The sequence below is a fragment of the Rubrivivax sp. JA1026 genome, from assembly GCF_011065555.1.
GTDB classification, from domain to species: domain Bacteria; phylum Pseudomonadota; class Gammaproteobacteria; order Burkholderiales; family Burkholderiaceae_C; genus Rubrivivax; species Rubrivivax benzoatilyticus.
Window position 1 is genome coordinate 1 of the sequence record NZ_JAALCQ010000006.1, and the last position, 25,844, is coordinate 25,844.

The window sequence follows — 25,844 nt, forward strand, 5'->3', positions numbered from 1 at the left end:
CGAGGCGGTGGCGCAGCTCTCCGAACTCGGCATCGGCCAGAGCAGCGCGGTGGGCATCGGCGGCGACCCGATCAACGGCCTGAAGCACCTCGACGTGATGCGGCTGTTCAACGAGGACCCGGACACCGACGCGGTGATCATGATCGGCGAGATCGGCGGCCCCGACGAAGCCGACGCGGCGCGCTGGTGCAAGGAGCACATGAAGAAGCCGGTGGTCGGCTTCATCGCCGGCGTCACCGCGCCGGCGGGCAAGCGCATGGGCCATGCCGGCGCGCTGATCTCCGGCGGCGCCGACACGGCGGATGCCAAGCTGGCGATCATGGAGGAGTGTGGCTTCACGATCACGCGCAACCCATCCGAGATGGGGCGGCTGCTGCAGAAGCTGATCTGAGGCCGATCCGGGCGGCACGCCGCCGCAGCACGAGGCCCGGCACGTCCGGGCCTCGGTGTTTCAGGCCGTCTCGTCGCGCGCGCGTTCCAGCGCCGCCGGCATCGCCTGGCGCAGCACGACGGCCAGCGGATGCGGGCTGGTGGCCAAGGGGTGGCGCAGCGTGTCGGCACCCAGCTCGGCAAAAGCCGGCGTGATCGCCCAGCGCCGGGCGGCGCGGCCGAAAAGCCGGTAGGCGCGGCGTTCGAGCGCGGCGCAGAAGGCTTCGCTCGGCGGCGCGGGCGCGGTGCCACCGCGGTCAAGCAGGTTCAGCGCTGCCGTCCAGCCGCTGTCGTGCAGCAGCCCGGTGAGGTAGGCGTCGAACACCGGCACGCCCTCGGCGCGCAGCGCGCACTCCGCGGCCAGCGCCTCGGAATGAGCCCACAGGCGGGCGCCGGCGCTGCGGCTCCAGGGGCCGGGCGCATGGTCGTAGATCGGCTTGAGCACGACGCGCGCGATGACCGTCTGCAGCCCCTGCACGCCGATCAGCGAGATCGATTGCTGCAGGTCGGCGGCCTCGCCACGGCCACGGTAGTAGGCGCTGCCGGCGAGCTTGAGCACCTCGGCGGTCAGCACGACGTCGCGCGAGACACGCTGCGCCATCGCCGGGACCGGCAGCTGGTCGCCCTGACGCAGCATCGCCAGCAGCTGCGGCACCAGCGCCGCAGCCCGCGGCAGCAGGTCCTCGGGCAGGCCGGGCTGGGCGAGCACCGCGTCGATGGCCTCCAGCGCCCGGGCCTCGGCGGCGGTCGCCGGGCCGGCGGCCGGCTCCTCGGCACCGAGCAGCCAGCACAGCAGCGGTACCGGAGGCGCCGCGGGGGGCGCCTGGCCGATCGCGGCGGCAGGCGCCGCCGCATCGGGCCGCAGGGCCGGCACCGGGACTGCCGCACGCGTCGCCTCGCGGCGCCGCGGCGCGAACAGCCGGGCCAGCCAGCTCATCGCCGGTTCGTCAGCGTTGCGCGAGCGGCGGGACGTCGCGGCGCGGCGAACCGACGAAGAGCTGGCGCGGGCGGCCGATCTTGTACTCGGGGTCGCCGATCATCTCGTTGAGCTGGGCGATCCAGCCCACCGTGCGCGCCAGCGCGAAGATGGCGGTGAACAGCGAGACCGGGATGCCGATCGCGCGCTGCACGATGCCCGAGTAGAAGTCGACGTTCGGGTAGAGCTTGCGGGCGACGAAGTACTCGTCTTCCAGCGCGATCTTCTCGAGCGACATCGCGAGCTTGAACAGCGGGTCGTTCTCCAGGCCCAGCGCACCCAGCACCTCGTGGCAGGTCTCGCGCATCAGCTTGGCGCGCGGGTCGTAGTTCTTGTAGACCCGGTGGCCGAAGCCCATCAGTTTGACGGAGGAGTTCTTGTCCTTCACCTGCTTGATGAACTCGCCGATCTTCTCGACGCCGCCGTTGCGCTGGATGTCCTCCAGCATGTTCAGCGCCGCCTCGTTGGCGCCGCCGTGTGCCGGGCCCCAGAGGCAGGCCACGCCGGCGGCGATCGCCGCGAACGGGTTGGTGCCCGAACTGCCGCACAGGCGCACTGTCGAGGTCGAGGCGTTCTGCTCGTGGTCGGCGTGCAGGATGAAGATGCGGTCCATCGCGCGCACCAGCACCTCGTTGGGCTCGTAATCCTCGCACGGCGTCGCGAACATCATGCGCATGAAGTTCCCGGCGTACGAGAGCTTGTTGCGCGGGTAGACGTAGGGCTGGCCCTCGCCGTACTTGTAGGCCATCGCGACCAGCGTCGGCATCTTGGCGATCAGGCGGATCGCCGCGATGTCGCGGTGCTTCGGGTTCGTGATGTCGGTGCTGTCGTGATAGAAGGCCGACAGCGCGCCGACGAGGCCCGTCAGCACCGCCATCGGGTGCGCGTCACGACGGAAGCCGCGCAGGAAGAACTGCATCTGCTCGTGCACCATCGTGTGCTCGGACACGAGCTTGTGGAAGTCCTTCTGCTTCTGCTCGTTCGGCAGCTCTCCGTAGAGCAGCAGGTAGCAGGTGTCGAGGAAGTCGCACTGCGTGGCGAGCTGCTCGATCGGATAGCCGCGGTACAGCAGCTCCCCCTTGTCACCGTCGATGTAGGTGATCGTCGACTGGCACGACGCGGTGCTCAGAAAGCCCGGGTCGTAGGTGAACTTGCCGGTCTGGCCGTAGAGCTTGCGGATGTCGATGACATCCGGGCCGATGCTGCCCTTGTACAGGGGCAGGTCGATGCTCGGGCTGCCGTCCGAGAACGACAGGGTGGCTTTCACGTCGGAGGGGGTCATGTCGAGGCCTTTCTTGAGCTCAGGCGGAAGCAGGGACGGTGGGACGGCGCAGTTGCGCCAGCACCTCGTGCACTTCAGGTCGATCCAGCTCGCCCTGCAGCTCACGACGGCCGAGCAGCAGGTCGAGCAGATCGTTGTCCGGCAAGTCCATCAGGGCCATCAGCCCCTGGGCCTGCCGCTTCGTGATCGTCGCCTCGTGATCACGGAAGAAACGTTCGACGAAGAGGTCGTTCTCCAGCAGGCCTCGGCGGCAGCGCCAGCGCAGCCGGCCGAGATCGGTGGGGTCCAGACGTTCGTCCATGAGCCGTAGTCGCTTTTCTTGTCTCAGATGGCGCGGCGGACCATCATTTCCTTGATCTTGGCGATCGCCTTCGTCGGGTTCAGCCCCTTCGGGCAGACGTCGACGCAGTTCATGATCGTGTGGCAGCGGTACAGGCGATACGGGTCCTCGAGGTTGTCGAGGCGCTCGCTGGTCGCCTGGTCGCGGCTGTCGGCGATGAAGCGGTAGGCCTGCAGCAGGCCGGCCGGGCCGACGAACTTGTCCGGGTTCCACCAGAAGCTCGGGCAGGCCGTCGAGCAGCTGGCGCACAGGATGCACTCGTACAGGCCGTTGAGCTCGTCGCGCTCCTCGGGCGACTGCAGCCGCTCGGTCTCGGGCGGGCGCTCGTCGTTGATCAGGTACGGCTTGATCGAGTGGTACTGCTTGAAGAAGTTCGTCATGTCCACGATCAGGTCGCGGATCACGGGCAGGCCCGGCAGCGGGCGCAGCACGACGGTGCCCGGCAGCGTGCGCATGTTGGTCAGGCACGCGAGGCCGTTCTTGCCGTTGATGTTCATCGCGTCGGACCCGCACACGCCTTCGCGGCAGCTGCGGCGGAAGCTGAGCGACGGGTCGACCGCCTTGAGCTTGATCAGCGCGTCCAGCAGCATGCGTTCGCTGCCGTCGAGCTCGACCTGCAGCGTCTGCATGTAGGGCTTGGCGTCCTTGTCCGGGTCGTAGCGGTAGATCTGGAACGTACGGAGCGTCATGTCGGAACCTGTGCCTTAGAACGAACGGACCTTGGGCGGAACGCTGTCGACGCTCAGCGGCTTGAGGTTGACCGGCTTGTATTGCAGCCGGCTGCCTTCGCTGAACCACAGCGTGTGCTTGAGCCACTCCTCGTCGTTGCGGCCGTTCGGGTGTTGCGGGGTGTCGCCGTAGTCGTTGACGGTGTGCGCGCCGCGGCTCTCGTGGCGGGCGGCGGCCGAGACGATCGTCGCCTGCGCGGCCTCGATCAGGTTGTCGACCTCCAGCGCCTCGATGCGCGCGGTGTTGAACACCTTGCTCTTGTCCTTCAGGCCGATGGCCTTCACACGCTCGGCGATGGCGGCGATCTTCGTCACGCCCTCGTCCATCACGGCCTGCGTGCGGAACACGCCGGCGTGCTGCTGCATCGTCTTGCGGATGTCGTTGGCGACGTCCTGGGCGTATTCGCCCGAGGTCGAGGCCTCCAGGCGCGCCAGGCGCTCGAGCGAGCGGTCGGCGGCGTCAGCCGGCAGGTCCTTGTGGTTGCGGCTGGCCAGCGCGCTGGCGACGATGTGGTTGCCGGCGGCACGGCCGAAGACCAGCAGGTCCAGCAGCGAGTTCGTGCCCAGGCGGTTGGCGCCGTGCACGCTGACGCAGGAGCACTCGCCCACCGCGTAGAAGCCGTTGACCACCGCGTTGGGCGTGCCGTCCTTGGGCACCACGACCTGACCGTGGATGTTGGTCGGGATGCCGCCCATCTGGTAGTGGATCGTCGGCACCACGGGGATCGGCTCCTTCGTGATGTCGACGTTGGCGAAGTTGTGGCCGATCTCGTAGACCGAGGGCAGGCGCTTGAGGATGGTCTCGCCGCCCAGGTGGGTCATGTCGAGGTTGATGTAGTCCTTGTTCGGACCGCAGCCCCGGCCTTCCTTGATCTCCTGGTCCATGCAGCGCGAGACGAAGTCGCGCGGCGCGAGGTCCTTCAGCGTCGGCGCGTAGCGCTCCATGAAGCGCTCGCCGTTGGCGTTGCGCAGGATCGCGCCTTCGCCGCGGCAGCCTTCGGTCAGCAGCACGCCGGCGTTGTGCACGCCGGTCGGGTGGAACTGCCAGAACTCCATGTCCTGCAGCGGCACGCCGGCGCGTGCGGCCATGCCCAGGCCGTCACCGGTGTTGATGAAGGCGTTGGTGCTGGCGGCGTAGATGCGGCCGGCGCCGCCGGTCGCGAACAGCGTGCACTTGGCCTGCAGCACGTGGACTTCACCGGTCTCCATCTCGAGCGCGGTGACGCCGAGCACGTCGCCGTCGGCGTCGCGGATCAGGTCCAGCGCCATCCACTCGACGAAGAAGTTGGTGCGCGCCTTGACGTTCTGCTGGTACAGCGTGTGCAGCATCGCGTGGCCGGTGCGGTCGGCCGCGGCGCAGGCGCGCTGCACCGGCTTCTCGCCGTAGTTGGCGGTGTGGCCGCCGAACGGACGCTGGTAGATCGTGCCGTCCGGGTTGCGGTCGAACGGCATGCCGAAGTGCTCGAGCTCGTAGACGACCTTCGGCGCCTCGCGGCACATGAACTCGATCGCGTCCTGGTCGCCGAGCCAGTCGGAGCCCTTGACGGTGTCGTAGAAGTGGAAGTGCCAGTTGTCCTCGGACATGTTGCCGAGGCTGGCGCCGATGCCGCCCTGGGCCGCGACGGTGTGCGAACGCGTCGGGAACACCTTGGACAGCACGGCGACGTTGAGGCCGGCGCGGGCCAGTTGCAGCGAGGCGCGCATGCCGGAACCGCCGGCACCGACGATGACGACGTCGAACTTGCGCTTGGGAAGATGGGCGAGGGCCATCGTCAGAGTCTCCAGAGCACTTGCACGGCCCAGCCGGCGCAGCCGACGAGCCAGACGATGGACAGCACCTGCAGCGCCAGGCGGATGCCGGCGGGCCTGACGTAATCCATCCAGATGTCGCGGATGCCGATCCAGGCATGCCACGCGAGCGACACGATGACAACGAAGGTCAGGACCTTCATCCATTGCGCCGAGAAGATGCCGGCCCAGCGGTCGTAGCCGAGCGGGCCCGGCGCGAGCAGCTGCACCAGCAGCACGAAGGTGAACAGCGCGATCAGCGCCGCGGTGATGCGTTGCGCGAGCCAGTCGCGCGCACCGTAGTGAGCGCCAACGACGAGGCGCTCGGGACCGTAGTTCTTGGACATGGGAAAGACCTCAGTACAGGCCGAACAGCTTGGCGCCCAGCAAGGCGGTGAGCGGCAGGCTCAGCGCGAGCGTCACGATGGCCGAGGAGCGGCCGCTCTGCTTGGAGTAGGCGTGCGAGACGTCCATCCAGAGGTAGCGGATGCCGGCGATGAGGTGGTGCAGATAGGCCCAGATCAGCGCCAGCACGACGAGCTTCACCAGGAACGCGGGCACGAAGCCGACGCCGGCGACGAAGGCCGAGGTGAAGGTGTCGAACGAGATTTCGGAGGTCAGGCTGTTGTCGAACAGCCAGATGACGAAGGGCAGCAACACGAACATCAGGGCGCCGCTGATGCGGTGCAGGATCGACACGAAGCCGGCGAGCGGCAGCCGGTAGCTGGCGATCTGCGAGATGTGGATGTTGCGATAGACCGGGCGTTGGGTACTTGCCATGGGGGGTTGTCCTGTTCGTTCGCGCCGGCGTCGCTGCTTTGCGGCAACGCAAAGAGTCTAATTCCAGCGCGGCAGGCTTACACGGAACTGGGCGGTTCAGGAAAGCTCGTTGCGGTAGTGATGGGAAGACGTGTTGTAAAGCCCGCGCCGCAGTTCGACGGGCCGGTCTCCGTAGGTGAAGGACAAACGCTCGACCGACAGCAGCGGCGCACCCAGGGGCATCGCCAAGGCTTCGGCCTCCTCCTGCGCCGCGCCGACGGCGCGGATCTTCTCTTCGGCCCGGATCATCCGGACCCCGAATTCGGTTTCGAACAGACGGTACATCGGCCCGCGCCATCCTTGCAGGCGCTCGATGCTCAATCCCTTGAACGGCGTGCCGGGCAGCCAGATGTCGTCGAGCACGACCGGCCGGCCGTCGGCCAGCAGCAGGCGGCGCAGTTGCACCGCGGTCTCGCCGGCCTTCAGGTCGAGCGCACGCGCGACGTCCTGCGGCGCACGCATGCGGCGGCAGTCCAGCAGCCGGCGCTGCATGCCGCCGGCGCCGCCGTCGTCGGGGCGCAGGCGCAGGAAGCGGTACTGCACACGCTCCTCGGCATGGGTGGCGACGAAGGTGCCCTTGCCCTGGCGGCGGATCAGCAGGTTCTCGGTGGCCAGTTCGTCGATCGCCTTGCGCACCGTGCCCTGGCTGACCTTGAAGCGCGCCGCCAGCTCCATCTCGCTGGGGATGGCGTCACCGGGCTTCCACTCACCGGTTTCGAGGCTGCGCACGAGCAGACCCTTGATCTGCTGGTACAACGGGCTGAAGGACGGGGTGGGGTCGGCGACCGGAGCGGCGTCGGGCATGGCTCGATTGTCTTACATAAGACATAAGAGTGGTGTCAGCGCCGTCGCTAAAATGTCCAGCGCCTCGACCAACACCCCATCCTGAGGAGCCTCCCCATGAGCAAGAAGCCCGTCCGCGTGGCCGTTACCGGCGCCGCCGGCCAGATCGGTTATGCCCTGCTGTTCCGTATCGCCTCGGGCGAGATGCTGGGCAAGGACCAGCCCGTCATCCTCCAGCTCCTCGAACTGCCGATCGAGAAGGCCCAGGAAGCGCTGCGCGGCGTGATGATGGAACTCGAGGACTGCGCCTTCCCGCTGCTGGCCGGCATGGAAGCCCATTCCGACCCGATGACCGCCTTCAAGGACACCGACTACGCGCTGCTCGTCGGCGCCCGTCCGCGCGGCCCCGGCATGGAGCGCGCCGACCTGCTCGCCGCCAACGCCCAGATCTTCACCGCCCAGGGCAAGGCGCTGAACGCCGTCGCCTCGCGTGACGTCAAGGTGCTGGTCGTCGGCAACCCGGCCAACACCAACGCCTACATCGCGATGAAGAGCGCGCCGGACCTCAAGCCCGGCAACTTCACCGCCATGCTGCGCCTGGACCACAACCGCGCCGCCAGCCAGATCGCCGCCAAGACCGGCAAGCCGGTCTCGGCGATCAAGAAGCTGGCCGTCTGGGGCAACCACAGCCCGACGATGTACGCCGACTACCGCTTCGCGACCATCGACGGCGCCTCGGTCAAGGACACGATCAACGACCAGGTCTGGAACAAGGACGTGTTCCTGCCGACCGTCGGCAAGCGCGGCGCGGCGATCATCGCCGCCCGAGGCGTGTCCTCGGCCGCCTCGGCCGCCAACGCCGCCATCGACCACATGCGCGACTGGGCCCTGGGCACCAACGGCGAATGGGTCACGATGGGCGTGCCCAGCAACGGCGAATACGGCATCCCGAAGGACGTCATGTTCGGCTTCCCGGTGACCTGCGAGAACGGCGAGTACAAGATCGTCGAAGGCCTGCCGATCGACGAGTTCTCGCAAGCCTGCATCGACAAGACGCTGGCCGAGCTCATCGGCGAGCGCGACGCCGTCCAGGACCTGCTCTGACGGCAGCGGCGGGCGCTTGCGCGGATCGCGCCGCGCCCCCAACAATCGACGGCGCCCGGCAACGGGCGCCGTTTTCGTTTCCCCGACCGGAAGACGCGATGACCGAGCTTGTCCACCCCCGCCAGGCGCTGTTCGACCCCGACGAGCTCGTCGCCCCGGCGCTGTCGGTCTGCGACCACTACAGCGGCGTCGAGGCACGCATGCGCAAGAGCCTGGCGCTGCAGGCCGAGCTCGGCCCGATCTTCGACGTCACGCTCGACGGCGAGGACGGCGCACCGGTCGGCGGCGAACTCGAGCACGCGGCGCTGATGGCCGAACTCGTCGCCGGGCCGGACAACCGCTACGGCCGCGTCGGCATCCGGCTGCAGGCCGTCGACCACCCGCGTTTCGAGCAGGTGGCCGAACTCGTCGTCGGCCGCGTCGGCGCTCGCCTGGCCTATCTGATGATCCCCAAGCCGCGCGGCCTGGCCGACTTCGAGCGCGCCGCCGCCGTCGTCGACGAGGCCTCGCGCCGCCACGGCCTGGCGCGCACGATCCCGCTGCACGCGATGGTCGAGACCCACGGCGCGCTGCGCGAGGTGCAGGCGCTCGCCGCGCACCCGCGTGTCGAGTCGCTGTCCTTCGGGCTGATGGACTTCGTCTCGGCGCACCGCGGCGCGATCCCGCAGAGCGCGATGGGCGTCGAGGGCCAGTTCGAGCACCCGCTGGTCCTGCGCGCCAAGCTCGACATCGCCGCCGCCTGCCACGGCTGGGGCAAGGTGCCCTCGCACTGTGTCGTCACCGAGTTCAAGGACGAGAAGGCGATCGCCGCGGCCGCCGAGAAGGCCGCGCGACGGCTGGGCTACACGCGCATGTGGAGCATCCACCCGTCGCAGATCCGGCCGATCGTCGACGCCTTCGCGCCGACCACCGCCGAAGTCGACCAGGCGATCGAGATCGTCTTCGCCGCCCAGGCCGCCGGCTGGGCGCCAATCCGCCACCGCGACACGCTGCACGACCGCGCCAGCTACCGCTACTTCTGGCAGGTGCTGGAGCGCGCCCACCAGACCTCCGCCCGCGACGGCGCGCAGTTGCCCGCCGAGGTGCGCCGCGCCTTCTTCGCCGATGCCTGAGCCGTTGATCCCCCCCGATGCTCGCCTCAAGTCTTATATAAGACATAAAATACAGGAGGCGAGGCCGGGGGCCCGCCCCGAAACCCGCCCTGCCGCAGGAGAACGCCCGTGCTGACCGCCTACCGCCAACATGTCGCCGAACGCGCCGCGCTCGGCATCCCGCCGCTGCCGCTGGACGCCGCGCAGACCGCCGCGCTGATCGAGCTGATCCAGAACCCGCCCGCCGGCGAGGAGACCTTCCTGCTGGATCTGCTGACCCACCGCGTGCCGCCGGGCGTCGACGACGCCGCCAAGGTCAAGGCCTCGTTCCTGGCCGCCGTCGCGCACGGCGACCTGAAGGTCGGCCTCGTCTCCAAGGCCAAGGCCACCGAGCTGCTGGGCACGATGGTCGGCGGCTACAACGTGCATCCGCTGATCGAACTGCTGGACGACGCCGAGGTCGCCGATGTCGCCGCCGCGGGCCTGAAGAAGACCCTGCTGATGTTCGACTACTTCCATGACGTCGCCGAGAAGGCGCGCGCCGGCAACGCCCGGGCCAAGGAAGTCATCCAGTCCTGGGCCGACGCCGAGTGGTTCACCTCGCGCCCCGAGGTGCCGAAGTCGATCACCGTCAGCGTCTTCAAGGTGCCCGGCGAGACCAACACCGACGACCTGTCGCCGGCGCCCGACGCCTGGAGCCGCCCGGACATCCCGCTGCACTACCTGGCGATGCTGAAGAACACGCGCCCCGACGCGGCCTTCAAGCCCGAGGAAGACGGCAAGCGCGGCCCGATGAGGTTCATCGACGAGCTGAAGGCCAAGGGCCACCTCGTGGCCTACGTCGGCGACGTCGTCGGCACCGGCTCGTCGCGCAAGAGCGCGACCAACAGCGTCATCTGGGCCACCGGCCAGGACATCCCGTTCGTGCCGAACAAGCGTTTCGGCGGCGTCACGCTGGGTGGCAAGATCGCGCCGATCTTCTTCAACACCCAGGAAGACTCGGGTTCGCTGCCGATCGAGGTCGACGTCTCGAAGCTCGAGATGGGCGACGTCATCGAGGTCCTGCCCTACGACGGCAAGCTGCTGAAGAACGGCGAGACCGTCGCCGAGTTCCAGCTCAAGAGCGAGGTCCTGCTCGACGAGGTGCGTGCCGGCGGCCGCATCAACCTGATCATCGGCCGCTCGCTGACCGCCAAGGCGCGCGAGTTCCTCGGCCTGCCTGCGTCGACCACCTTCCGCCTGCCGGTCGCGCCGCAGGACAGCGGCCGCGGCTTCACGCTGGCGCAGAAGATGGTCGGCCGCGCCTGCGGCCTGCCCGAAGGCCAGGGCATCCGCCCGGGCACCTACTGCGAACCGCGCATGACCACCGTCGGCAGCCAGGACACCACCGGCCCGATGACGCGCGACGAGCTGAAGGACCTGGCCTGCCTGGGCTTCAGCGCCGACCTCGTGATGCAGAGCTTCTGCCACACCGCCGCCTACCCGAAGGCGGTGGACGTGAAGATGCACCGCGAGCTGCCGCAGTTCATCTCCAGCCGCGGCGGCGTCGCGCTGCGCCCGGGTGACGGCGTCATCCACAGCTGGCTGAACCGCCTGCTGCTGCCCGACACCGTCGGCACCGGCGGCGACAGCCACACCCGTTTCCCGATCGGCATCTCGTTCCCGGCGGGCTCGGGCCTCGTCGCCTTCGGCGCCGCCACCGGCGTGATGCCGCTGGACATGCCGGAGTCGGTGCTGGTGCGCTTCAAGGGGCAGATGCAGCCCGGCGTCACGCTGCGCGACCTGGTGCACGCGATCCCGCTGTACGCCATCAAGGCCGGCCTGCTGACCGTCGAGAAGAAGGGCAAGAAGAACATCTTCAGCGGCCGCGTGCTCGAGATCGAAGGCCTGCCGCAGCTGAAGGTCGAACAGGCGTTCGAACTCTCCGACGCCTCGGCCGAACGTTCGGCCGCCGGCTGCACGATCAAGCTCGACCAGGCACCGGTGATCGAGTACCTGAAGAGCAACGTCGTGCTGATGAAGAACATGATCGCCGACGGCTACCAGGACAAGCGCACGCTGGAGCGCCGCATCCAGGCCGTCGAGGCCTGGCTGGCGAATCCGCAGCTGCTGGAGGCCGACGCCGACGCCGAGTACGCCGCGGTCATCGAGATCGACCTCGCCGACATCAAGGAGCCGATCGTCTGCTGCCCGAACGACCCGGACGACGCGAAGTTCATGTCCGAGGTCTCCGGCACGAAGATCGACGAAGCCTTCATCGGCTCGTGCATGACCAACATCGGCCACTTCCGCGCCGCGGCCAAGCTGCTGGGCGGGGCGCGCGACATCCCGGTCAAGCTGTGGGTCGCGCCGCCGACCAAGATGGACCAGAACGAGCTCGTCAAGGAAGGCCACTACGCCACCTTCGGCACCGCCGGCGCGCGCACCGAGATGCCCGGCTGCAGCCTGTGCATGGGCAACCAGGCCCAGGTGAAGGAAGGCGCGACGGTGATGTCGACCTCGACGCGCAACTTCCCCAACCGCCTGGGCAAGAACACCAACGTCTTCCTCGGCTCGGCAGAATTGGCCGCGGTGTGCTCGCGCCTGGGCCGCATCCCGACGCTGGCCGAGTACCACGAGGCGATGGGCATCATCAACCAGGACGCCGCGAGCGTGTACCGCTACATGAACTTCGACCAGATCGCCGAATACGCGGAGACGGCGAAGACGGTCACGGTCTGAGCGCCGTACCACGCCAAACCCGAAGCCCGCCGCAACCGGCGGGCTTTTTTTCGTCTTCTCGGGGTCAGGTCTTGCCTTTTGCATCGCGGCCGTTCGAGGTGCCCGTGCCGCGGGCCGGGATGCAAAAGGCAAGACCTGACCCCACGGCATCGTGCGGTTTGCTACCCTCGCGCCTTTCGCCCCAACGCGCCGTCGCGTGGCCTGCCACCGCGGCGCTCCCCGTGCCGTGATCCGTCCGCCTGCCGCCACCGGCCCCGCCCTGCCCGCCCGCGTTTCCGTTCCGAGGCTTTGATGTCGCCGCTGGTGAAGAAGATCGCGCTCGGCGCGGGCGCCGTCGTCGGCGCGCTGGTCCTGGTGTTCGTCATCGCCGTCGTCTGGTACTCGACGCGGCTGCCGTCGCTGGACGAGGTGCTGGACTACCGCCCGCGCCAGCACCTGCAGGTGTTCACCGCCGACGGCGTCGAGATCGCGCAGTTCGGCACCGAGCGCCGCGTCTTCGTGCCGATCGAGAAGGCACCGAAGCTGATGCAGGACGCGGTGCTGGCCGTCGAGGACTGGCGCTTCCGCGAACACGGCGGCATCAGCGGCCGCGCGCTGCTGCGTGCGCTGTGGGCCAACCTCACCGGCGGCATGCCGCAGGGCGCGAGCACGATCACGCAGCAGGTCGCACGCACCTTCTTCCTGTCGACCCGGCGCACGCCCGAACGCAAGATCAAGGAGGCGCTGCTGGCACTGGAGATCGAGCGGCGCCTGTCCAAGGACCAGATCCTCGAGCTCTACCTGAACCAGATCTACCTCGGCCAGCGCGCCTACGGCTTCGGCGCCGCGGCCCAGGTCTACTTCGGCAAGACGCTCGACCAGCTCGACGTCGCCGAGGCGGCGATGCTCGCCGGCCTGCCGCAGAACCCGGGTTACGCCAACCCGATCACCAACCTCGAACGCGCCAAGCGCCGTCAGGCCATCGTGCTGCAGCGCATGCTGGACACCGGCGTCATCGACGAGAAGGCCTACCGCCAGGCGCTGGACGAACCGCTGGCGGTGCGCAAGCCCGGCGAGGTCGAGGTGCACGCCGCGCACGTCGCCGAGATGGCGCGCCAGGCGGTCGTCGAGCGCATCGGCGACAAGGCCTACACCCAGGGCATCCGCGTCTACACCTCGCTGCACGCTGCCGACCAGGAGGCTGCGTACAAGGCGCTGCGCCGCGCGGTGCTGGCCCACGAGGCACGCCAGCCCTGGCGCGGCCCCGAAGGCCACGAGGACCTGCCCTCCGGCGGCGACCTCGAACGTGCCGCCGCCCAGGCGCTGCGCGACCACAACGACGACGAGGACCTGCGCGTGGCCGTCGTCACCGAAGCCAGCCCGAAGGAAGTCGTCGCGGTGCTGGCCAACGGCGAGACGGTGCGCGTCACCGGCGCCGGCCTGCGCGCCGCGGCCCCGGGGCTGCAGCCCAAGGCCAAGGAGGCGCTGGCGATCACGCGCGGCTCGGTGATCCGGCTGGCCGGGCGCACGCGCGGCGAACGCACCGACTGGAGCATCGCCCAGTGGCCGCGCGCCGAAGGCGCTTTCGTCGCGCTCGACCCGAAGACCGGCCGCGTGCGCGCGCTGGTCGGCGGCTTCGACTTCGGCACCCAGCAGTTCAACCACGTGACGCAGGCCTGGCGCCAGCCGGGTTCGTCGTTCAAGCCCTTCCTGTACTCGGCGGCCTTCGAGGCCGGGCTGATGCCCGACACCGTCGTCGACGACGCGCCCTGGTCGGGCAGCGACGCCAACGGCAACCCCGGCGGCTGGGACCCGAAGAACTCCGACGGCCGCTACGACGGCCCGATCACGCTGCGCGAGGCGCTGACGCGGTCGAAGAACATGGTCAGCATCCGCGTCGTGCGCCAGCTGGGCATCGCCGAGGCGCTGCAGTGGACCGCCCGCTTCGGCTTCGACCCCAAGCGCCAGCCCGACAACCTGACGCTGGCGCTGGGCGCCGGCAGCACGACGCCGATGCAGCTGGCGTCGGCCTACGCGGTGTTCGCCAACGGCGGCTGGCGCGTGACCCCCACCGTCATCGAACGCATCACCGACGCCGACGGCAAGACGATCTGGCAGGCGCCGCCGCCGCCCGCGCTGGACGAGGACTCGCGCGCCGTGCCGGCCCGCAACGTCTTCCTCGTCAACAGCCTGCTGAGCGACGTGACGCGCGCGGGCACTGCGGCACGCGCCCAGGCCAGTCTCAAGCGCCCGGACCTCTACGGCAAGACCGGCACCACCAACGACGCCGTCGACGCCTGGTTCGCCGGCTTCCAGCCGGGTGTCGTCGCGGTCGCCTGGATGGGCTACGACGAACCGCGCAGCCTGGGCAGCGGCGAGTCCGGCGGCGGCCTGGCGCTGCCGATGTGGATCGACGCGATGCAGGTCATGCTGCGCGGCGTGCCGGTGGCGACGCCCGAGCCGCCCGAAGGCGTGGTGCACGGCGCACAGGACTGGCGTTATGCCGAATGGGCCGAACACGCGCCGGTGGAGCGCCTGCTCGACGCCGCCGAAGCCGAACCGGCGGCACCGGCGGCATCGGCCGCCGCGTCGGCAGCGCCGCCGGCCGCGGCCGCGGCCTCCGTGCCGGGCTCGGCGGCGGCGCGCTGAGCGCCGGGGTCAGGGCTCAGGGCTCGACGCTGTCGAGCTGGCCGTAGGCGTGCGCCATCCAGAGCTTCAGGCGCTGGCGCTCCATCATGCCCAGGCCCGGGCCGTCGATCGTCGAGACGTTCTTCGCCGCCCAGAAGCTGGCGTTGCGGGCGTCGATCTTCTGCACCACGGCGTCGTGCAGCCGGCGCAGCGAGATCACCTTGGCGCCCAGGCCCAGCGCACGTTCGAGCTGACCTGAACGTTCGAGCTGGCCGAAGTCGTCGCCGCGCAGCTCGTTCTTCACGATCACGTACTGCACACGCTGGCCGAAACGCTCCAGCAGCCGCGCCAGCAGGTCGACCGAGTCGCGGCCGCTGTCCATCACGTGCCAGGCGTGGAGCGCGATGCCCGACAGGTCGGCCATGTCGAGCACGCCGGATTCGTCCATCCAGCGCACCAGCGGCTCCTGGGTCTGCGCCGCCAGGTCGACGAGCACACGCCGGCCGGGCTGCTCGACGGCGGTCTCGACGATGCGGTCCAGCGCCTCGTAGCGGTCGATCAGCGCCGGCGACGCGAACTCGGCATAGAAGCGCAGCAGCGCGCCGTGCGAGCGGTCGGTGTCGAAGCCGACGAACGGCAGTTCGTGGTCGATGAAGTACTGCGCCAGCAGCCGCGAGACCATCGACTTGCCGACGCCGCCCTTCTCGCCGCCGATGAGGTGGATCTTCGAGACCTGTTGGGTCTGCAGGGTGGGCACGTCTTCCATGCCACCGATTGTGCCGCCGGGCCTGCCGCGGCACGATGTTTCGGGGTGAAACGGCGGCGGGTGGCGGGGTCAGGTCTTGCGAGACCTGACCCCAGGCTTCCGCGGCTGACGGCGGGGTCAGGTCTTGGGCGGGAGGGGTCAGGCGGGAGGGGTCAGGTCTTGTGAGACCTGACCCCAGACTTCTGACCCCAGACTTCCGGACTTCGCCGATCCTCGCCGTCGCAGCCTCAGTCCGGCGCCACCTGCTCCGCCCAGTCGTACAGCGACTCCAGGATCGACTGCGCGCGCTCGTCGTCGCGCTCGGCGGCGGCCTCGGCCAGCTCGTCGATGCGCTCGGCATAGGCCTGCAGCGTCAGCACGCCGCCGGCGCCGGCTATCAGGCGCGCGTGGCGGTGCGCCGCCCAGCGCTCGCGCTCGTCGGCGTCCAGCGTGTCGGCGAAGTTGCGCGCGCGGTAGCGGAACAGCAGCTCGTCCAGCCGCGGGTCGTCGAAAGCCGGGCGGCGCGAGGCCAGCGCCGCGCCGTCCAGCCCGCGCAGGCGCTGCAGCTGGCGCCGGTCCTCGTCGCCGAGGAAGCCGCCGTACAGGTCTTCGTCGACGTCCACCGGCCCGCCAGCCGCCGGTTTCACGAAGACCTGGGCCCACAGCGGCTCCAGCGTGCGGCCCAGCGCGGCAGCACGCTCGGCGTGCACCAGCGCGCGCTCCAGGTCCAGGCCCCAGCGCTCGCGCGCCGGGCCCAGCGTCTTCAGGTTGCCGATGACGACCGGCGACTTGTTCAGGTGGACGGTCTTGATCGGCAGCCGGGTCTCGCCGGCGGCGGCCAGTTCCTCGGTCTTGGTGTACATCCGCCGGCGCACGGTCTCGGCGTCCAGCGACGCCAGTTCGGCCGGGTCCTGCGCCAGGTCCCAGACGATCAGCTCGTTGCGGTTCGTCGGGTGCGGCGCCAGCGGCCAGACGACGGCCATGCAGCCGTTCTCGACGCCGTACATGCCCGACAGGTGCAGGAACGGCCGGCCGACGCCGATCTCGGTGCGCACCGCGTCCTTGTGGCGCAGCTTCAGGCAGAAGTCCCAGAGCCGCGGCTGGCGCTGGCGGATCAGCCGCGCCAGCGCGATCGTCGCGCGCACGTCGGACAGCGCATCGTGCGCCGCCTCGTGCGCCAGGCCGTTGGCCGCCGTCAGGTGCTCGAGCTTGAACGAGGGCCGGCCGTCCTCGTGCTTGGGCCACTCGATGCCCTCGGGGCGCAGCGCCCAGCAGCAGCGCACGACGTCCAGCAGGTCCCAGCGGCCGCAGCCGTTCTGCCATTCGCGCGCGTAGGGGTCGATCAGGTTGCGCCAGAAGAGGAAGCGCGTGACCTCGTCGTCGAAGCGGATGCTGTTGTAGCCGACGCCGATCGTGCCGGGCGCGGCCAGCGCGGCCTCGATGCGCGCGGCGAACTCGCGCTCGGCGACACCTTCGGCCAGCGCCTGCTGCGGCAGGATGCCGGTCAGCAGGCAGCTCTCGGGGTCGGGCAGCGTGTCGGTCGGCGGCTGGCAGAACCACATCGCCGGCGCGCCGATCTCGTTGAGTTCGGCGTCGGTGCGGATGCCGGCGAACTGCGCCGGCCGGTCGCGCCGCGGCACGCGGCCGAAGGTCTCGTAGTCGTGCCAGAAGAAGGTGGTCTCAGCCATCGCGGCACGATAGCGCATCGCCTGCGCCGGGGTGCCCACGGCGCCCCGGCGGCCGCTCAGGCCGTGCGCTTGCGCGCCGCGGTCTTGCGTGCCGGCGCCTCGGCCGCCGGCGGGGTGGCCGGCGCCGCCTGCAGCGCCTCGGCCAGGCCGATCAGCACGCCGCTGACCATCGCCGTGTAGCTGTCGGCCAGCGCCTGCGCGGCGCGCACCGAGGCGTGGCGCGTCGTGCGCATCGCGGCCTGCATCTGCTCGGCCATCTGCTCGGCGGTCAGCGAGGCCTGCACGCCCGACAGCGTGCCGCCGGCCTGCAGCCGTTCGAGCACCGGCCCCCAGGCCGCGGCGACACCGCCGCCGCTGCCGGCGGCGCTCTTCTTCAGCGCCGCGAACAGCGTGTCCTCCATCTTGTCGAGGTCGTCCAGCGCCTTCTGCAGATGCTTCTCGCGCAGGTCGGCGCCCTGCTGCACCAGGCGCTGCAGCGCGACGCGGTTGGCTTCCACGGCCTTCAGCACCGCGGCGTCGAGCCCGGCGACGGCGCTGTCGAGCAGCGCCGTCGGATCGACGCCGGCCCCCGTGTTGCGCGCCACGCCGAGGCTGGCGGCGTCGCCGACGGCCTTGACCGTCGCACGCAGATTCTTCAGCGTCAGCTCGCGGCCCTGCAGCGCGGTCAACGCGGTCTGCGTCACCGCCTGGCGCAGCTGTTCGCCCTGCTGGGCGGTGGCGGTCTCGAACATCGCGATCAGCGCTTCGGCGTCGAACATCGGCTTGGCCATCGTCTGCTCCTGTGGTGGAGCGCCGATGCTGGCACCGGCCAACGGCAGCGGCAAGACGGGGCGACACGCGGGCGCTGACGCGGCTCAAGCGCCCGGCCGGGGGCGCGGCCTAAGGTCACCGACGAAACCGCTGCGGGAGGGTGCGATGCCGACTCGTCGACGCGTGATGACCTACGGCGCGCTGCTGGCCGGCGGCGCCCCGCTCGCCGGCTGCGACGACGGCGACGTGCAGCAGGCCACGGCGCTGCTGCAGCGCCGCCTGGCACTGCCCGGCAGCGTCGACGGCCACGAGCGCCTGCGCGCGCTGGTGCACGCGGCGACGCTGGCCCCTTCCAGCCACAACACGCAGTGCTGGCGCTTCGTGCTCGGCCGCGACTCGATCCGCATCGAGCCCGACTTCACGCGGCGCTGCCCCGCCGTCGACCCCGACGACCACCACCTCTTCGTCTCGCTGGGCTGCGCCACCGAGAACCTGGTGCTGGCCGCGCTCGCGCACGGGCTGCAGGCCGAGCCGCAGGTCGGCCGCGACGGGCGGATCGAGGTGGCGCTGGCGCCGACACGGCCGCAGCTCGCCACGCGTTATGCCGCCATCCCGCAGCGCCAGACCACCCGCGGCCCGTTCGACGGCCATCCGCTGCCCGCCGCCACCTGGCGCCAGCTGGAGGACGCCGCGGCCGGCAACGGCGTGAACACGCACCTGGTCAGCGACACCGCAGGCCTCGAACGCCTGCTCGACGCCGTGGCCGCCGGCCACCGCGCGCAGTTCTCCGACGCCGCCTTCGTCGACGAGCTGGTGCAGTGGCTGCGGTTCGACGCCGACGAAGCCGCGGCCAGCGGCGACGGGCTGTTCGTCGGCTGCAGCGGCCGCCCCAGCCTGCCGCCCTGGCTGGCGCGGCGGCTGGTTCGCCGTTTCCTCGGTGCCAGAGCCGAGACCGACCTCGCCGCCGAACAGCTGCGCAGCAGCGCCGGCGTGCTGATCCTCGCCTCCGACGCCGCGGCGGGGCCGGCGGGCTGGGTCGGCGTCGGCCGCGCGTTCCAGCGCCTGGCACTGGAGGCCACCGCCGCCGGGCTGCAGCTCTCGCTGCTGAACCCTCCGGTGGAGGTGGCCGCGCTGCGCGCGCCCTTCGCCGCGGCCTTCGGGCTGGGCACGCTGCGGCCGGACCTGGTGGTGCGCATCGGCCGCGGCGAGCGCCTGCCGGACTCGCTGCGCCGGCCGCCGGCCGCCGTCCTGGCCTGACACGGCCCCGGCGCGTGCAGCGTTTTCGAATCCGGCATTCAATCGCGCCGTCACGATGCCGCCGCGCGCCGCGGCAGCATCGGCATCCCCTTCAGACGGAGACCCCATGAAGCTCTATTACAGCCCCGGCGCGTGTTCGCTGTCGCCGCACATCGTGCTGCTCGAGTCCGGCCTGCCCTTCCAGGCGGTGATGGCCAGCACCAAGACCCACCGCCTGGCCGACGGCACCGACTTCTACACGATCAACCCCAAGGGCTACGTGCCGCTGCTCGAGCTCGACAGCGGCGAGCGCCTCAGCGAAGGCCCGGCCATCGTGCAGTGGATCGCCGACCAGGTGCCCGAGAAGAAGCTCGCGCCGCCGGCCGGCACGATGGCGCGCTACCGCCTCGTCGAGTGGCTGAACTTCATCTCGACCGAGCTGCACAAGGGCTTCTCGCCGCTGTTCACGCCGGGCATGCCCGAAGAAGCCAAGGCGCTGTTCCGCAACAAGCTCGGCGACCGTTTCGCCCACGTCGACGCGGCGCTGGCGGACAAGCCCCACCTGCTCGGCGAGGACTTCAGCGTCGCCGACGCCTACCTCTTCGTCGTCAGCGGCTGGGCGCGCCTGGTCGGCGTCGACCTGTCGCGCTTCACCCATCTGGCGCGCTTCATCGAGCGTGTCGGCGCGCGCCCGGCGGTGCAGCAGGCGATGCGCGCCGAAGGCCTGATCAAGGGCGGCTGAAGCCGCGACCGGCCTCGTCGCGGCGCGCATCCGGCCCGGCGGCGCCGGCCCACGCCCCGGCTTGTGCAATGTCAAGGCAAACGAAGTGGACCCGAAATCCGGTGCTCCACCGCATGACAGAAGGCAAGACCGCGGGAACAATGGCCGCAACCTGTTCGCATCGAGTGGCGAGCGGGGACGGCGTCGAGCTGTCGGCCGCGGCGGCCCGCAACGGGGCCGCCAGCGTCCGGGCGCCGCAGGCGCGGCCCTCCGCGCCGACCGGAGACGAGCCGATGACCCATTTGACGCACTGCATCTACGCCAGCGCCGCCTGCCAACCTTTCGACGGCGCGGCCTTGCGCGGCCTGCTCGAGAACTCTCGCGCCCACAACGAGCAGGCCGGCATCACCGGCATGCTGCTCTACGCCGACGGCAGCTTCTTCCAGGTCATCGAGGGCCCGGCCGAGGCGGTGAGCGCGCTGTTCGCGCGCATCGCCGCCGACCCGCGCCACGAGCAGGTCACACGCATCATCGAGGAGCCGATCGCGCGCCGCCGGTTCGCCGACTGGTCGATGGGCTTCCCCGGCGTCTGCGACGACCTGTCGGCACTGCCCGGCTTCAACGACTTCTTCGGCCACGGCGGCTGCCTCGCGCGGCTGGACGTCGGCCGCGCGCGCAAGCTGCTGGAGGCGTTCGGCGCCGGGCGCTGGCGCCAGCGCCTGTCGGACTTCGCCCCGCTGGCCGCCTGAGCGCCGTGCCCGAGGCGATGGCGACGCCACCGTTCAGCTACGCGTTCCAGCCCATCATCGACGCGGTCGAGCGCCGCGTCGTGTCGTACGAGGCGCTGGTGCGCGGCCCGGGCGGCGAGCCGGCGGCCGAGGTGCTGGGACGGGTGCCCGAAGCGCAGCTCGCCGCGTTCGACCGCCTCAGCCGCGCCCATGCGCTGGCACTGGCCGCGCAGCTCGGCCTGCCCTGCCTGCTGAACCTCAACCTGCTGCCGCACGGCCTGCTGGCCGACGGCGACGCGATCGACGCCACGCTGCGCGCCGCACGCGACGCCGGCCTGCCGCCCGAGCGCCTGGTCTTCGAGATCACCGAGAGCGACGCCATCGCCGACCGCGCCGCGTTCGCCGCGCTGGTCAACCGCCACAAGAGCGACGGCCTGCTGCTGGCCATCGACGACTTCGGCGCCGGCCAGTCGGGGCTCAACCTGCTGGCCGACTTCCAGCCCGACATGATCAAGGTCGACCGCCACCTGATCCACGGCGTCGACGCCCACGGCCCGCGCCAGGCGATCCTGCGCGGCCTGCTGCTGACCTGCGAGCTGCTGGGCATCGACGTCGTCGCCGAAGGCGTCGAGTCGGCCGCCGACTACCGCTGGCTGCGCGCCCGCGGCGTGCGCCTGTTCCAGGGTTATCTGTTCGCGCGGCCGGGTTTCGAGACGCTGCCGCTGCCGACGCTGCCCGAAGGCTGAGCCGCGCGGCCGGCGCTGCCGCTCAGCGGCGGCTGAAGCGCCGGTGCAGGCGCAGCGTCCACAGCCCGAGAAAGACCATGTAGGCGGCCAGCGCCGACCACAGCGCGCTGCCCGCCAGCGTGCGCTCGGGGTCGTGGTTGGCCTGGACGACCAGGCCGTACAGGCCGGCCAGGAAGGCCGTCGTCACGAGGCTGAACACCGCGGCGTGCTGCTGCAGCCAGCGCCGCGTCGCGGCGCGCGCGGCCTGCGCCGGCATGACGTCGGGACTCGGCAGCGCCACCCGGGCCGCCCCCAGGCCGCGCAGCTGCATCCACCAGGTCAGCAGCGGCACGCCGCCGACCAGCGTGGCCATCAGCGTGACGAATACCGGCCGCGGCAGGTGGCCGTCGGGCCGGCCCGAGGCGTCGAAGTGCGAGGCCACCACGTCCGGCAGCCCGGCGCCGAGCGCCAGCACGAAGGCCACCCCGAGGGCGGAACCGGCGAGAACGAGGAGTCCGGGCATGGCGGCGTCGACGGCAAGGCGGGGACAGCGCGATGGCGCGGAGTCGGCGGGCACTGGCGACAGAGGCGGGCACGCCGGGCGGGTGCAGGCGTTCTATCACGCGGGGGTCACGCGGCGGTCATACGGCGCCGCCGGCGCATCCGGAGTCGAGGTGACGTCGCGGCCGTTCAGCGCCCGCTGCAGGCCGTGCCCCGGCACTGGAGCGTGTTGAAGTCGTAGATCGTCGAGTGGCCGGCGTTGCCCTCCGGGCGCGGCACGCCGACAGGCACCAGCAAGGTGGCGGCGTGGGCGCCGAACAGCCCGGCGGGCAGCGTGAACGGCTTGAGCACGACGTAGGCGTTGTGCAGCGACGGCCGCGGCGGCCGCGGCACGCCCTGGCCGGCCACCGGCGGAAGGTCGCGCGGCGGGCTGCTGCGCATCACCGCGTCGGCCCAGGCGTCGGCGTCCGCGGCGGTGGCCCGGCGCAGCACGCCGCGGCGAACCGCGTCCTCCAGGCCCGCCGGGCCGGCCAGCGGCGCGCCGGGGTCGCGGAACGAGGCCGGCGCCACCTCCGGCGAGGTGAGCAGGCGCGTGCCGGCACGCAGCGCGTCGCCGACCACCACACGCCCGTTCTCCGCCGGGAACACCATGTCGACCGGCCGGCCGAACACGCGCCGCGCCATCGGGTTCAGCGCCGCCAGGTTGTCGGAGCCGATGTAGAAGTAGCCGCAGGGGCCGCGGTTGTCGTAGGAGCTGTTGAGCTGCGGCACCTGCGCCTGCAGCCCGGCGACCGCCTGGCGGTGATAGCCGCTGACGAGCACCGCGAGGATGCGCGTGCCGGGCGACCAGCCGATGTTCCAGATCGTCGGCTCGTAGGCCCCCAGCATCAGCACCACCGGCCGCGCGGGGCTGTTGACCGCGACGTCGATCTGCGTGCCCTCGTGGCCGCTCTGGTCGATCTGGAACGCCAGCTTGCGGCCGCTGTAGGCCCCGGCCGCGAAGACGGCGACGTTCTCCGGCAGCTGCAGCCCGGCCAGGGCGCACACGGGCCGGGCGGCGGCAGACGCCGCCGGCTCGGCCTCGGGCGAAAACTCGAAGGGCTGCAGCCCGGCCGCGCCGGCGCAGCCGGCGACGAACGAGGACAGCGCGAGCGCGGCAAGGGATCTCGGGAACAAGGCGGGCATCGGCAGACGGACGGCAGCAGGATAGTCGACCGGCGTCCCGGCTCAGGCCGGCACCGCACCCTGCCGCGGCATCAGCGCGAACACGCCCCAGCCCATGTACTCGCGGGTGTAGGTGGCGTGGCGCACCGGCTCGGTGGACAGCCGGGCGCGCACCTCGGGCGCCAGTTCGTCGCCGGGGTTGGCCTCGAGCCAGCGGCGCATCGTGAGCCACTTGGCGGCTTCGTAGCGGTCCCAGCCGTCCTGGTCGGCGAGCACCATCTCGACGACGTCGCAGCCCTGCCGGCCGAAGGACGCCAGCAGCTCGGGCAGCGGCAGGTAGTCGGAGATCGCGTGCGCCAGGCAGCCCCGGGCCACGTCCTCGGTCGGCGGCAGCCGTCGCCAGTACGGCTCGCCGACGAGCACGATGCCGCCCGGGCGCAGGCTGCGCAGCAGCAGCTCGACGGTGCCGGCAACACCGCCGGCGATCCAGGTCGCGCCGACACAGGCGGCGACGTCGACCGGCTCGTCGGCGACGTAGCCGGCGGCGTCGGCATGCACGAAGCGCACGCGCTCGGCGACCCCCAGCTCCGCGGCGCGGTGCACGGCCTGGGCACTGAACAGCCGGCTCATGTCGACGCCGATGCCGCCGATGCCGTGGTCGCGCGCCCAGGTGCACAGCATCTCGCCCGAGCCGCAGCCGAGGTCGAGCACCCGCATGCCGGGCGCCAGGCGCAGCGCGACGCCGAGGGTGGCGAACTTGTCGGGCGTGAACGGGTTGTGGATGCGGTGCGCGCTCTCCATGACGTTGAAGATGCGCGGGATGTCGAGCTCGGTGGCGGGCATGGTGCGGGGCGGGTGGACAAAGCGAGGCGGACGTCGGGCTGACGGCGGCGCGGGCCGGTGGCTGCGGACGGAGCCGCGCACCGGCTGCCTACCTGCGGCGCAGCCGGGCGGGCAGACGCACGAGATCGCGCAGCGTCGGGGGTTCGCCGAGCGACATGACGTAGACCCGAATGACCAGCACCCCCGCCAGCCACGACACCGCGAAGATCGCCGCCGGGACCAGCGTCGGCGCCCCATCGGCGAAAGCGCCCGACTGGGCCGCGACCCAGGCCACGCACAGGCCGAACATCAGCGAGGCCACGTACCAGACGATGCGCTGATCTCGCGACAAGGGGGCACGTCGTCTCAAGGTCTGTCTCCTGGAGAGCGCCGCGGCGGCGCCGTTGCACATCCGGCCCGACGCGGGGCCGCCCGATCGTCGGTGATGCTACGTCCTGGCCGAGGCCGGCCGGGTTGACCGCAGCCGGACAGTTCACGAATAGGCGACCGTCAAGCCGAGGCCCCCCACCACCAGGACCACCAGGACCGCGCAGGTCGCGATCCGCAGGCAGCCCTGCCGTTCGAGCCATCGGCGCGCCGGACCGGCGTCAGGCCAGCGTCTTTTCACCAGCTCCATCAGCAGGCAGACGGCCGGCACGATCGCCAGTGCCAGCATCAGCTTGAGCGCCACGGAGGAGGTCATCGCCTGCTCGAGAGGCGGCTACACCGAGATCCGACGGAAACCGGCCCCGGCCGGAAGACGCCTCGTCGGAGCGATGGCGTGATGACCCGGCCGGACCTCCATGCAGGCTGGGCTCAGGAGGCCGCGCGGGCCGTGCAGTGCAACACGGCGGTGCCACGCAGTTCGTCCGTGCGTCTGTAGCTGCACTGCTGGTTCTTGCCCTGGTCGACGAACTTCAGGAGAACTGCAGGGGTTCCGGGTATGAGGAGGTACTCGACCACATAGGTGTGCCCCGCCTCCACGACGGCCGTGAGCGACTGCTCGGTGGACCGGTGGTCCGGCGTGACGAAGTAGGCGCGAAGCGTGTGCTGGCCCGGCGCCAGCACCAGCGAGACCGGGTACCCGCCGCCGCCACGGGACGGCAGCGAGGTGCCGTCGACGTGGGTGAAGTGCAGCCTGGCGCCCTGGCGGACGCCCCACACGGTGGCAGCCTCGGCGACGGGCATGCGCTCGGCGGCGCCGACCGCGTAAGGCTCCAGCACCGGCCCCCAAGCGCAGGAGGCCAGAAGCGCGGCGGCGGCAAGAGACAGCGACAGACGCATCGCGTGAGCTGGCGTGTGAACCCGGGAACCTGACGAGGTGGCAGCCCGAGGCGCATCACCGCGAAACAAGCCGAAATCGGGGAGGCCTGCGGGCCTGTTGGCGGCCATGGCGTCAGTCCGGCGCGAACTGGTCCTGATTGCGGCCCCGGACCCCGGCGTAGAAACGCTTGATCTCCTGCATGTCCTTCTCGACGTCGCCCGTCGGCTCGAACACCGGCCCCAAGCCGCTGACCTTGCGCGCGTAATCCATGTAGGCCAGGACGATCGGGACCTTCGCTTCGAGCGCGATGAAGTAGAAGCCGGTCTTCCAGTGACGGGTCTTGCCTCGTGTGCCTTCGGGTGGCACGACGAGTTGCAGAGGGCCCTGCGCCGCGACGATCGACGCCGCGGCCGAGGCGACGAGGTTGTTGCTCTTGCTGCGGTCGACCGGCACGCCGCCCAGCCAGCGCATCACCGGCCCGAAGGGCCAGCGAAACAGGCTCGCCTTGCCCAGCCAGTAGATGCGCAGGCGCAGGCAGAACGCCACCATGAGCGTGTACGGCAGATCCCAGTTGCTGGTGTGCGGCGCCGCGATGAGGACGCACTTGCTCGCTTCCTTGGGAAGAGCGCCCTCGACCGTCCAGCCCTGCAGACGCAGGATCAGACGGGAGAGGCCGCGGAGCAGATGGTTGACACCCGGGGTGTCGAAGAGGGTGTGGTGCATGGGCTGAGGCCGGCATTGTCCAGCACGCGCGGCGCCCGGGCATGGATCTGTTGCATCGCGTGGGAGACGGGGGCTTGAACCGGCTTGCCGCGGCGAAACACGTCGAGGT

26 protein-coding genes and 1 pseudogene are annotated in these 25,844 nt (G+C 70.8%); 9 read left to right on the forward strand and 18 right to left on the reverse strand.

Going from position 1 to position 25,844, the window contains the following annotated elements; translation table 11 throughout:
* Positions 1-391: pseudogene (locus tag G5B56_RS11265) on the forward strand (succinate--CoA ligase subunit alpha); the annotation flags it as partial.
* Positions 392-451: 60 nt separating this feature from the next.
* Here G5B56_RS11265 and G5B56_RS11270 read toward each other — a convergent pair.
* The 8 genes from G5B56_RS11270 to G5B56_RS11305 form a co-directional block, all read right to left on the reverse strand.
* Entirely contained in the window at positions 452-1,366 is a 915-nt protein-coding gene (locus tag G5B56_RS11270; RefSeq protein ID WP_164963265.1) for an HDOD domain-containing protein, read from the reverse strand.
* A gap of 10 nt (positions 1,367-1,376) precedes the next feature.
* Positions 1,377-2,687, reverse strand: coding sequence for a citrate synthase (gltA, locus tag G5B56_RS11275; RefSeq protein ID WP_009857192.1), 1,311 nt, complete (start codon positions 2,685-2,687; stop codon positions 1,377-1,379).
* Between the two features lie 19 nt (positions 2,688-2,706).
* On the reverse strand, positions 2,707-2,988 hold the full coding sequence (locus G5B56_RS11280) for a succinate dehydrogenase assembly factor 2 (RefSeq protein WP_009857193.1): 282 nt from the start codon (positions 2,986-2,988) through the stop codon (positions 2,707-2,709).
* A 23-nt stretch (positions 2,989-3,011) separates the two neighbouring features.
* Positions 3,012-3,716, reverse strand: a complete 705-nt coding sequence (locus G5B56_RS11285; RefSeq protein ID WP_009857194.1) for a succinate dehydrogenase iron-sulfur subunit — start codon at positions 3,714-3,716, stop codon at positions 3,012-3,014.
* 15 nt (positions 3,717-3,731) lie between these two features.
* Positions 3,732-5,525: a succinate dehydrogenase flavoprotein subunit gene (sdhA, locus tag G5B56_RS11290; RefSeq protein ID WP_164963266.1), complete on the reverse strand. Its 1,794-nt coding sequence runs from the start codon at positions 5,523-5,525 to the stop codon at positions 3,732-3,734.
* A 2-nt stretch (positions 5,526-5,527) separates the two neighbouring features.
* Positions 5,528-5,890, reverse strand: a complete 363-nt coding sequence (sdhD, locus tag G5B56_RS11295; protein ID WP_009857196.1) for a succinate dehydrogenase, hydrophobic membrane anchor protein — start codon at positions 5,888-5,890, stop codon at positions 5,528-5,530.
* A 10-nt stretch (positions 5,891-5,900) separates the two neighbouring features.
* Entirely contained in the window at positions 5,901-6,323 is a 423-nt protein-coding gene (sdhC, locus tag G5B56_RS11300) for a succinate dehydrogenase, cytochrome b556 subunit (RefSeq protein WP_009857197.1), read from the reverse strand.
* A gap of 96 nt (positions 6,324-6,419) precedes the next feature.
* A complete protein-coding gene (locus G5B56_RS11305; protein ID WP_009857198.1) occupies positions 6,420-7,166 on the reverse strand; it encodes a GntR family transcriptional regulator in 747 nt (248 codons plus the stop codon).
* 96 nt (positions 7,167-7,262) lie between these two features.
* Between G5B56_RS11305 and G5B56_RS11310 the strand changes: the two genes are divergently transcribed.
* From G5B56_RS11310 to G5B56_RS11325, 4 genes are all read left to right on the forward strand, one after another.
* Positions 7,263-8,249 carry a malate dehydrogenase gene (locus G5B56_RS11310; protein WP_164963267.1) on the forward strand — a complete coding sequence of 329 codons (987 nt, stop codon included), beginning with the start codon at positions 7,263-7,265 and terminating at the stop codon, positions 8,247-8,249.
* A gap of 98 nt (positions 8,250-8,347) precedes the next feature.
* Entirely contained in the window at positions 8,348-9,361 is a 1,014-nt protein-coding gene (locus G5B56_RS11315) for a CoA ester lyase (RefSeq protein WP_164963268.1), read from the forward strand.
* 108 nt (positions 9,362-9,469) lie between these two features.
* Positions 9,470-12,061 carry a bifunctional aconitate hydratase 2/2-methylisocitrate dehydratase gene (gene acnB, locus G5B56_RS11320; protein ID WP_164963269.1) on the forward strand — a complete coding sequence of 864 codons (2,592 nt, stop codon included), beginning with the start codon at positions 9,470-9,472 and terminating at the stop codon, positions 12,059-12,061.
* 291 nt (positions 12,062-12,352) lie between these two features.
* Positions 12,353-14,689, forward strand: coding sequence for a penicillin-binding protein 1A (locus G5B56_RS11325; protein ID WP_164963270.1), 2,337 nt, complete (start codon positions 12,353-12,355; stop codon positions 14,687-14,689).
* 16 nt (positions 14,690-14,705) lie between these two features.
* Here the strand turns inward: G5B56_RS11325 and G5B56_RS11330 are convergent, their stop codons facing one another.
* From G5B56_RS11330 to G5B56_RS11340, 3 genes are all read right to left on the reverse strand, one after another.
* Positions 14,706-15,434, reverse strand: a complete 729-nt coding sequence (locus G5B56_RS11330) for a mobilization protein (protein WP_009857203.1) — start codon at positions 15,432-15,434, stop codon at positions 14,706-14,708.
* A gap of 227 nt (positions 15,435-15,661) precedes the next feature.
* Complete coding sequence (gene sbcB / locus G5B56_RS11335; protein ID WP_164963271.1) at positions 15,662-17,101, reverse strand: exodeoxyribonuclease I; 1,440 nt, start codon at positions 17,099-17,101, stop codon at positions 15,662-15,664.
* Between the two features lie 56 nt (positions 17,102-17,157).
* The gene (locus G5B56_RS11340; protein ID WP_164963272.1) at positions 17,158-17,871 is read right to left on the reverse strand and encodes a DUF6781 family protein; all 714 of its coding nucleotides are present in this window, start codon (positions 17,869-17,871) and stop codon (positions 17,158-17,160) included.
* A gap of 145 nt (positions 17,872-18,016) precedes the next feature.
* Here G5B56_RS11340 and G5B56_RS11345 point away from each other — a divergent pair, with 145 nt between their 5' ends.
* The 4 genes from G5B56_RS11345 to G5B56_RS11360 all read left to right on the forward strand — a co-directional run bounded on the left by G5B56_RS11345 (position 18,017) and on the right by G5B56_RS11360 (position 21,282).
* Entirely contained in the window at positions 18,017-19,108 is a 1,092-nt protein-coding gene (locus G5B56_RS11345; protein ID WP_029719078.1) for an Acg family FMN-binding oxidoreductase, read from the forward strand.
* A 106-nt stretch (positions 19,109-19,214) separates the two neighbouring features.
* On the forward strand, positions 19,215-19,829 hold the full coding sequence (gene gstA, locus G5B56_RS11350) for a glutathione transferase GstA (RefSeq protein ID WP_164963273.1): 615 nt from the start codon (positions 19,215-19,217) through the stop codon (positions 19,827-19,829).
* Between the two features lie 272 nt (positions 19,830-20,101).
* The gene (locus tag G5B56_RS11355; RefSeq protein WP_037291058.1) at positions 20,102-20,557 is read left to right on the forward strand and encodes a BLUF domain-containing protein; all 456 of its coding nucleotides are present in this window, start codon (positions 20,102-20,104) and stop codon (positions 20,555-20,557) included.
* A gap of 17 nt (positions 20,558-20,574) precedes the next feature.
* Complete coding sequence (locus G5B56_RS11360) at positions 20,575-21,282, forward strand: EAL domain-containing protein (RefSeq protein ID WP_164963407.1); 708 nt, start codon at positions 20,575-20,577, stop codon at positions 21,280-21,282.
* Between the two features lie 22 nt (positions 21,283-21,304).
* On the opposite strand, the gene G5B56_RS11365 is transcribed toward G5B56_RS11360, so the two are convergent.
* The 7 genes from G5B56_RS11365 to G5B56_RS11395 form a co-directional block, all read right to left on the reverse strand.
* A complete protein-coding gene (locus tag G5B56_RS11365; RefSeq protein WP_050801754.1) occupies positions 21,305-21,784 on the reverse strand; it encodes a DUF1648 domain-containing protein in 480 nt (159 codons plus the stop codon).
* 167 nt (positions 21,785-21,951) lie between these two features.
* Positions 21,952-22,947: a hypothetical protein gene (locus G5B56_RS11370; protein ID WP_164963274.1), complete on the reverse strand. Its 996-nt coding sequence runs from the start codon at positions 22,945-22,947 to the stop codon at positions 21,952-21,954.
* Positions 22,948-22,989: 42 nt separating this feature from the next.
* Positions 22,990-23,769: a cyclopropane-fatty-acyl-phospholipid synthase family protein gene (locus tag G5B56_RS11375; protein ID WP_164963275.1), complete on the reverse strand. Its 780-nt coding sequence runs from the start codon at positions 23,767-23,769 to the stop codon at positions 22,990-22,992.
* Positions 23,770-23,857: 88 nt separating this feature from the next.
* Positions 23,858-24,118: a hypothetical protein gene (locus G5B56_RS11380; protein WP_164963276.1), complete on the reverse strand. Its 261-nt coding sequence runs from the start codon at positions 24,116-24,118 to the stop codon at positions 23,858-23,860.
* Between the two features lie 123 nt (positions 24,119-24,241).
* Positions 24,242-24,451: a hypothetical protein gene (locus G5B56_RS11385; RefSeq protein WP_164963277.1), complete on the reverse strand. Its 210-nt coding sequence runs from the start codon at positions 24,449-24,451 to the stop codon at positions 24,242-24,244.
* Positions 24,452-24,564: 113 nt separating this feature from the next.
* The gene (locus G5B56_RS11390; RefSeq protein ID WP_164963278.1) at positions 24,565-25,032 is read right to left on the reverse strand and encodes a hypothetical protein; all 468 of its coding nucleotides are present in this window, start codon (positions 25,030-25,032) and stop codon (positions 24,565-24,567) included.
* 112 nt (positions 25,033-25,144) lie between these two features.
* A complete protein-coding gene (locus G5B56_RS11395) occupies positions 25,145-25,735 on the reverse strand; it encodes a lysophospholipid acyltransferase family protein (RefSeq protein WP_164963279.1) in 591 nt (196 codons plus the stop codon).
* Positions 25,736-25,844 lie beyond the last annotated feature (109 nt).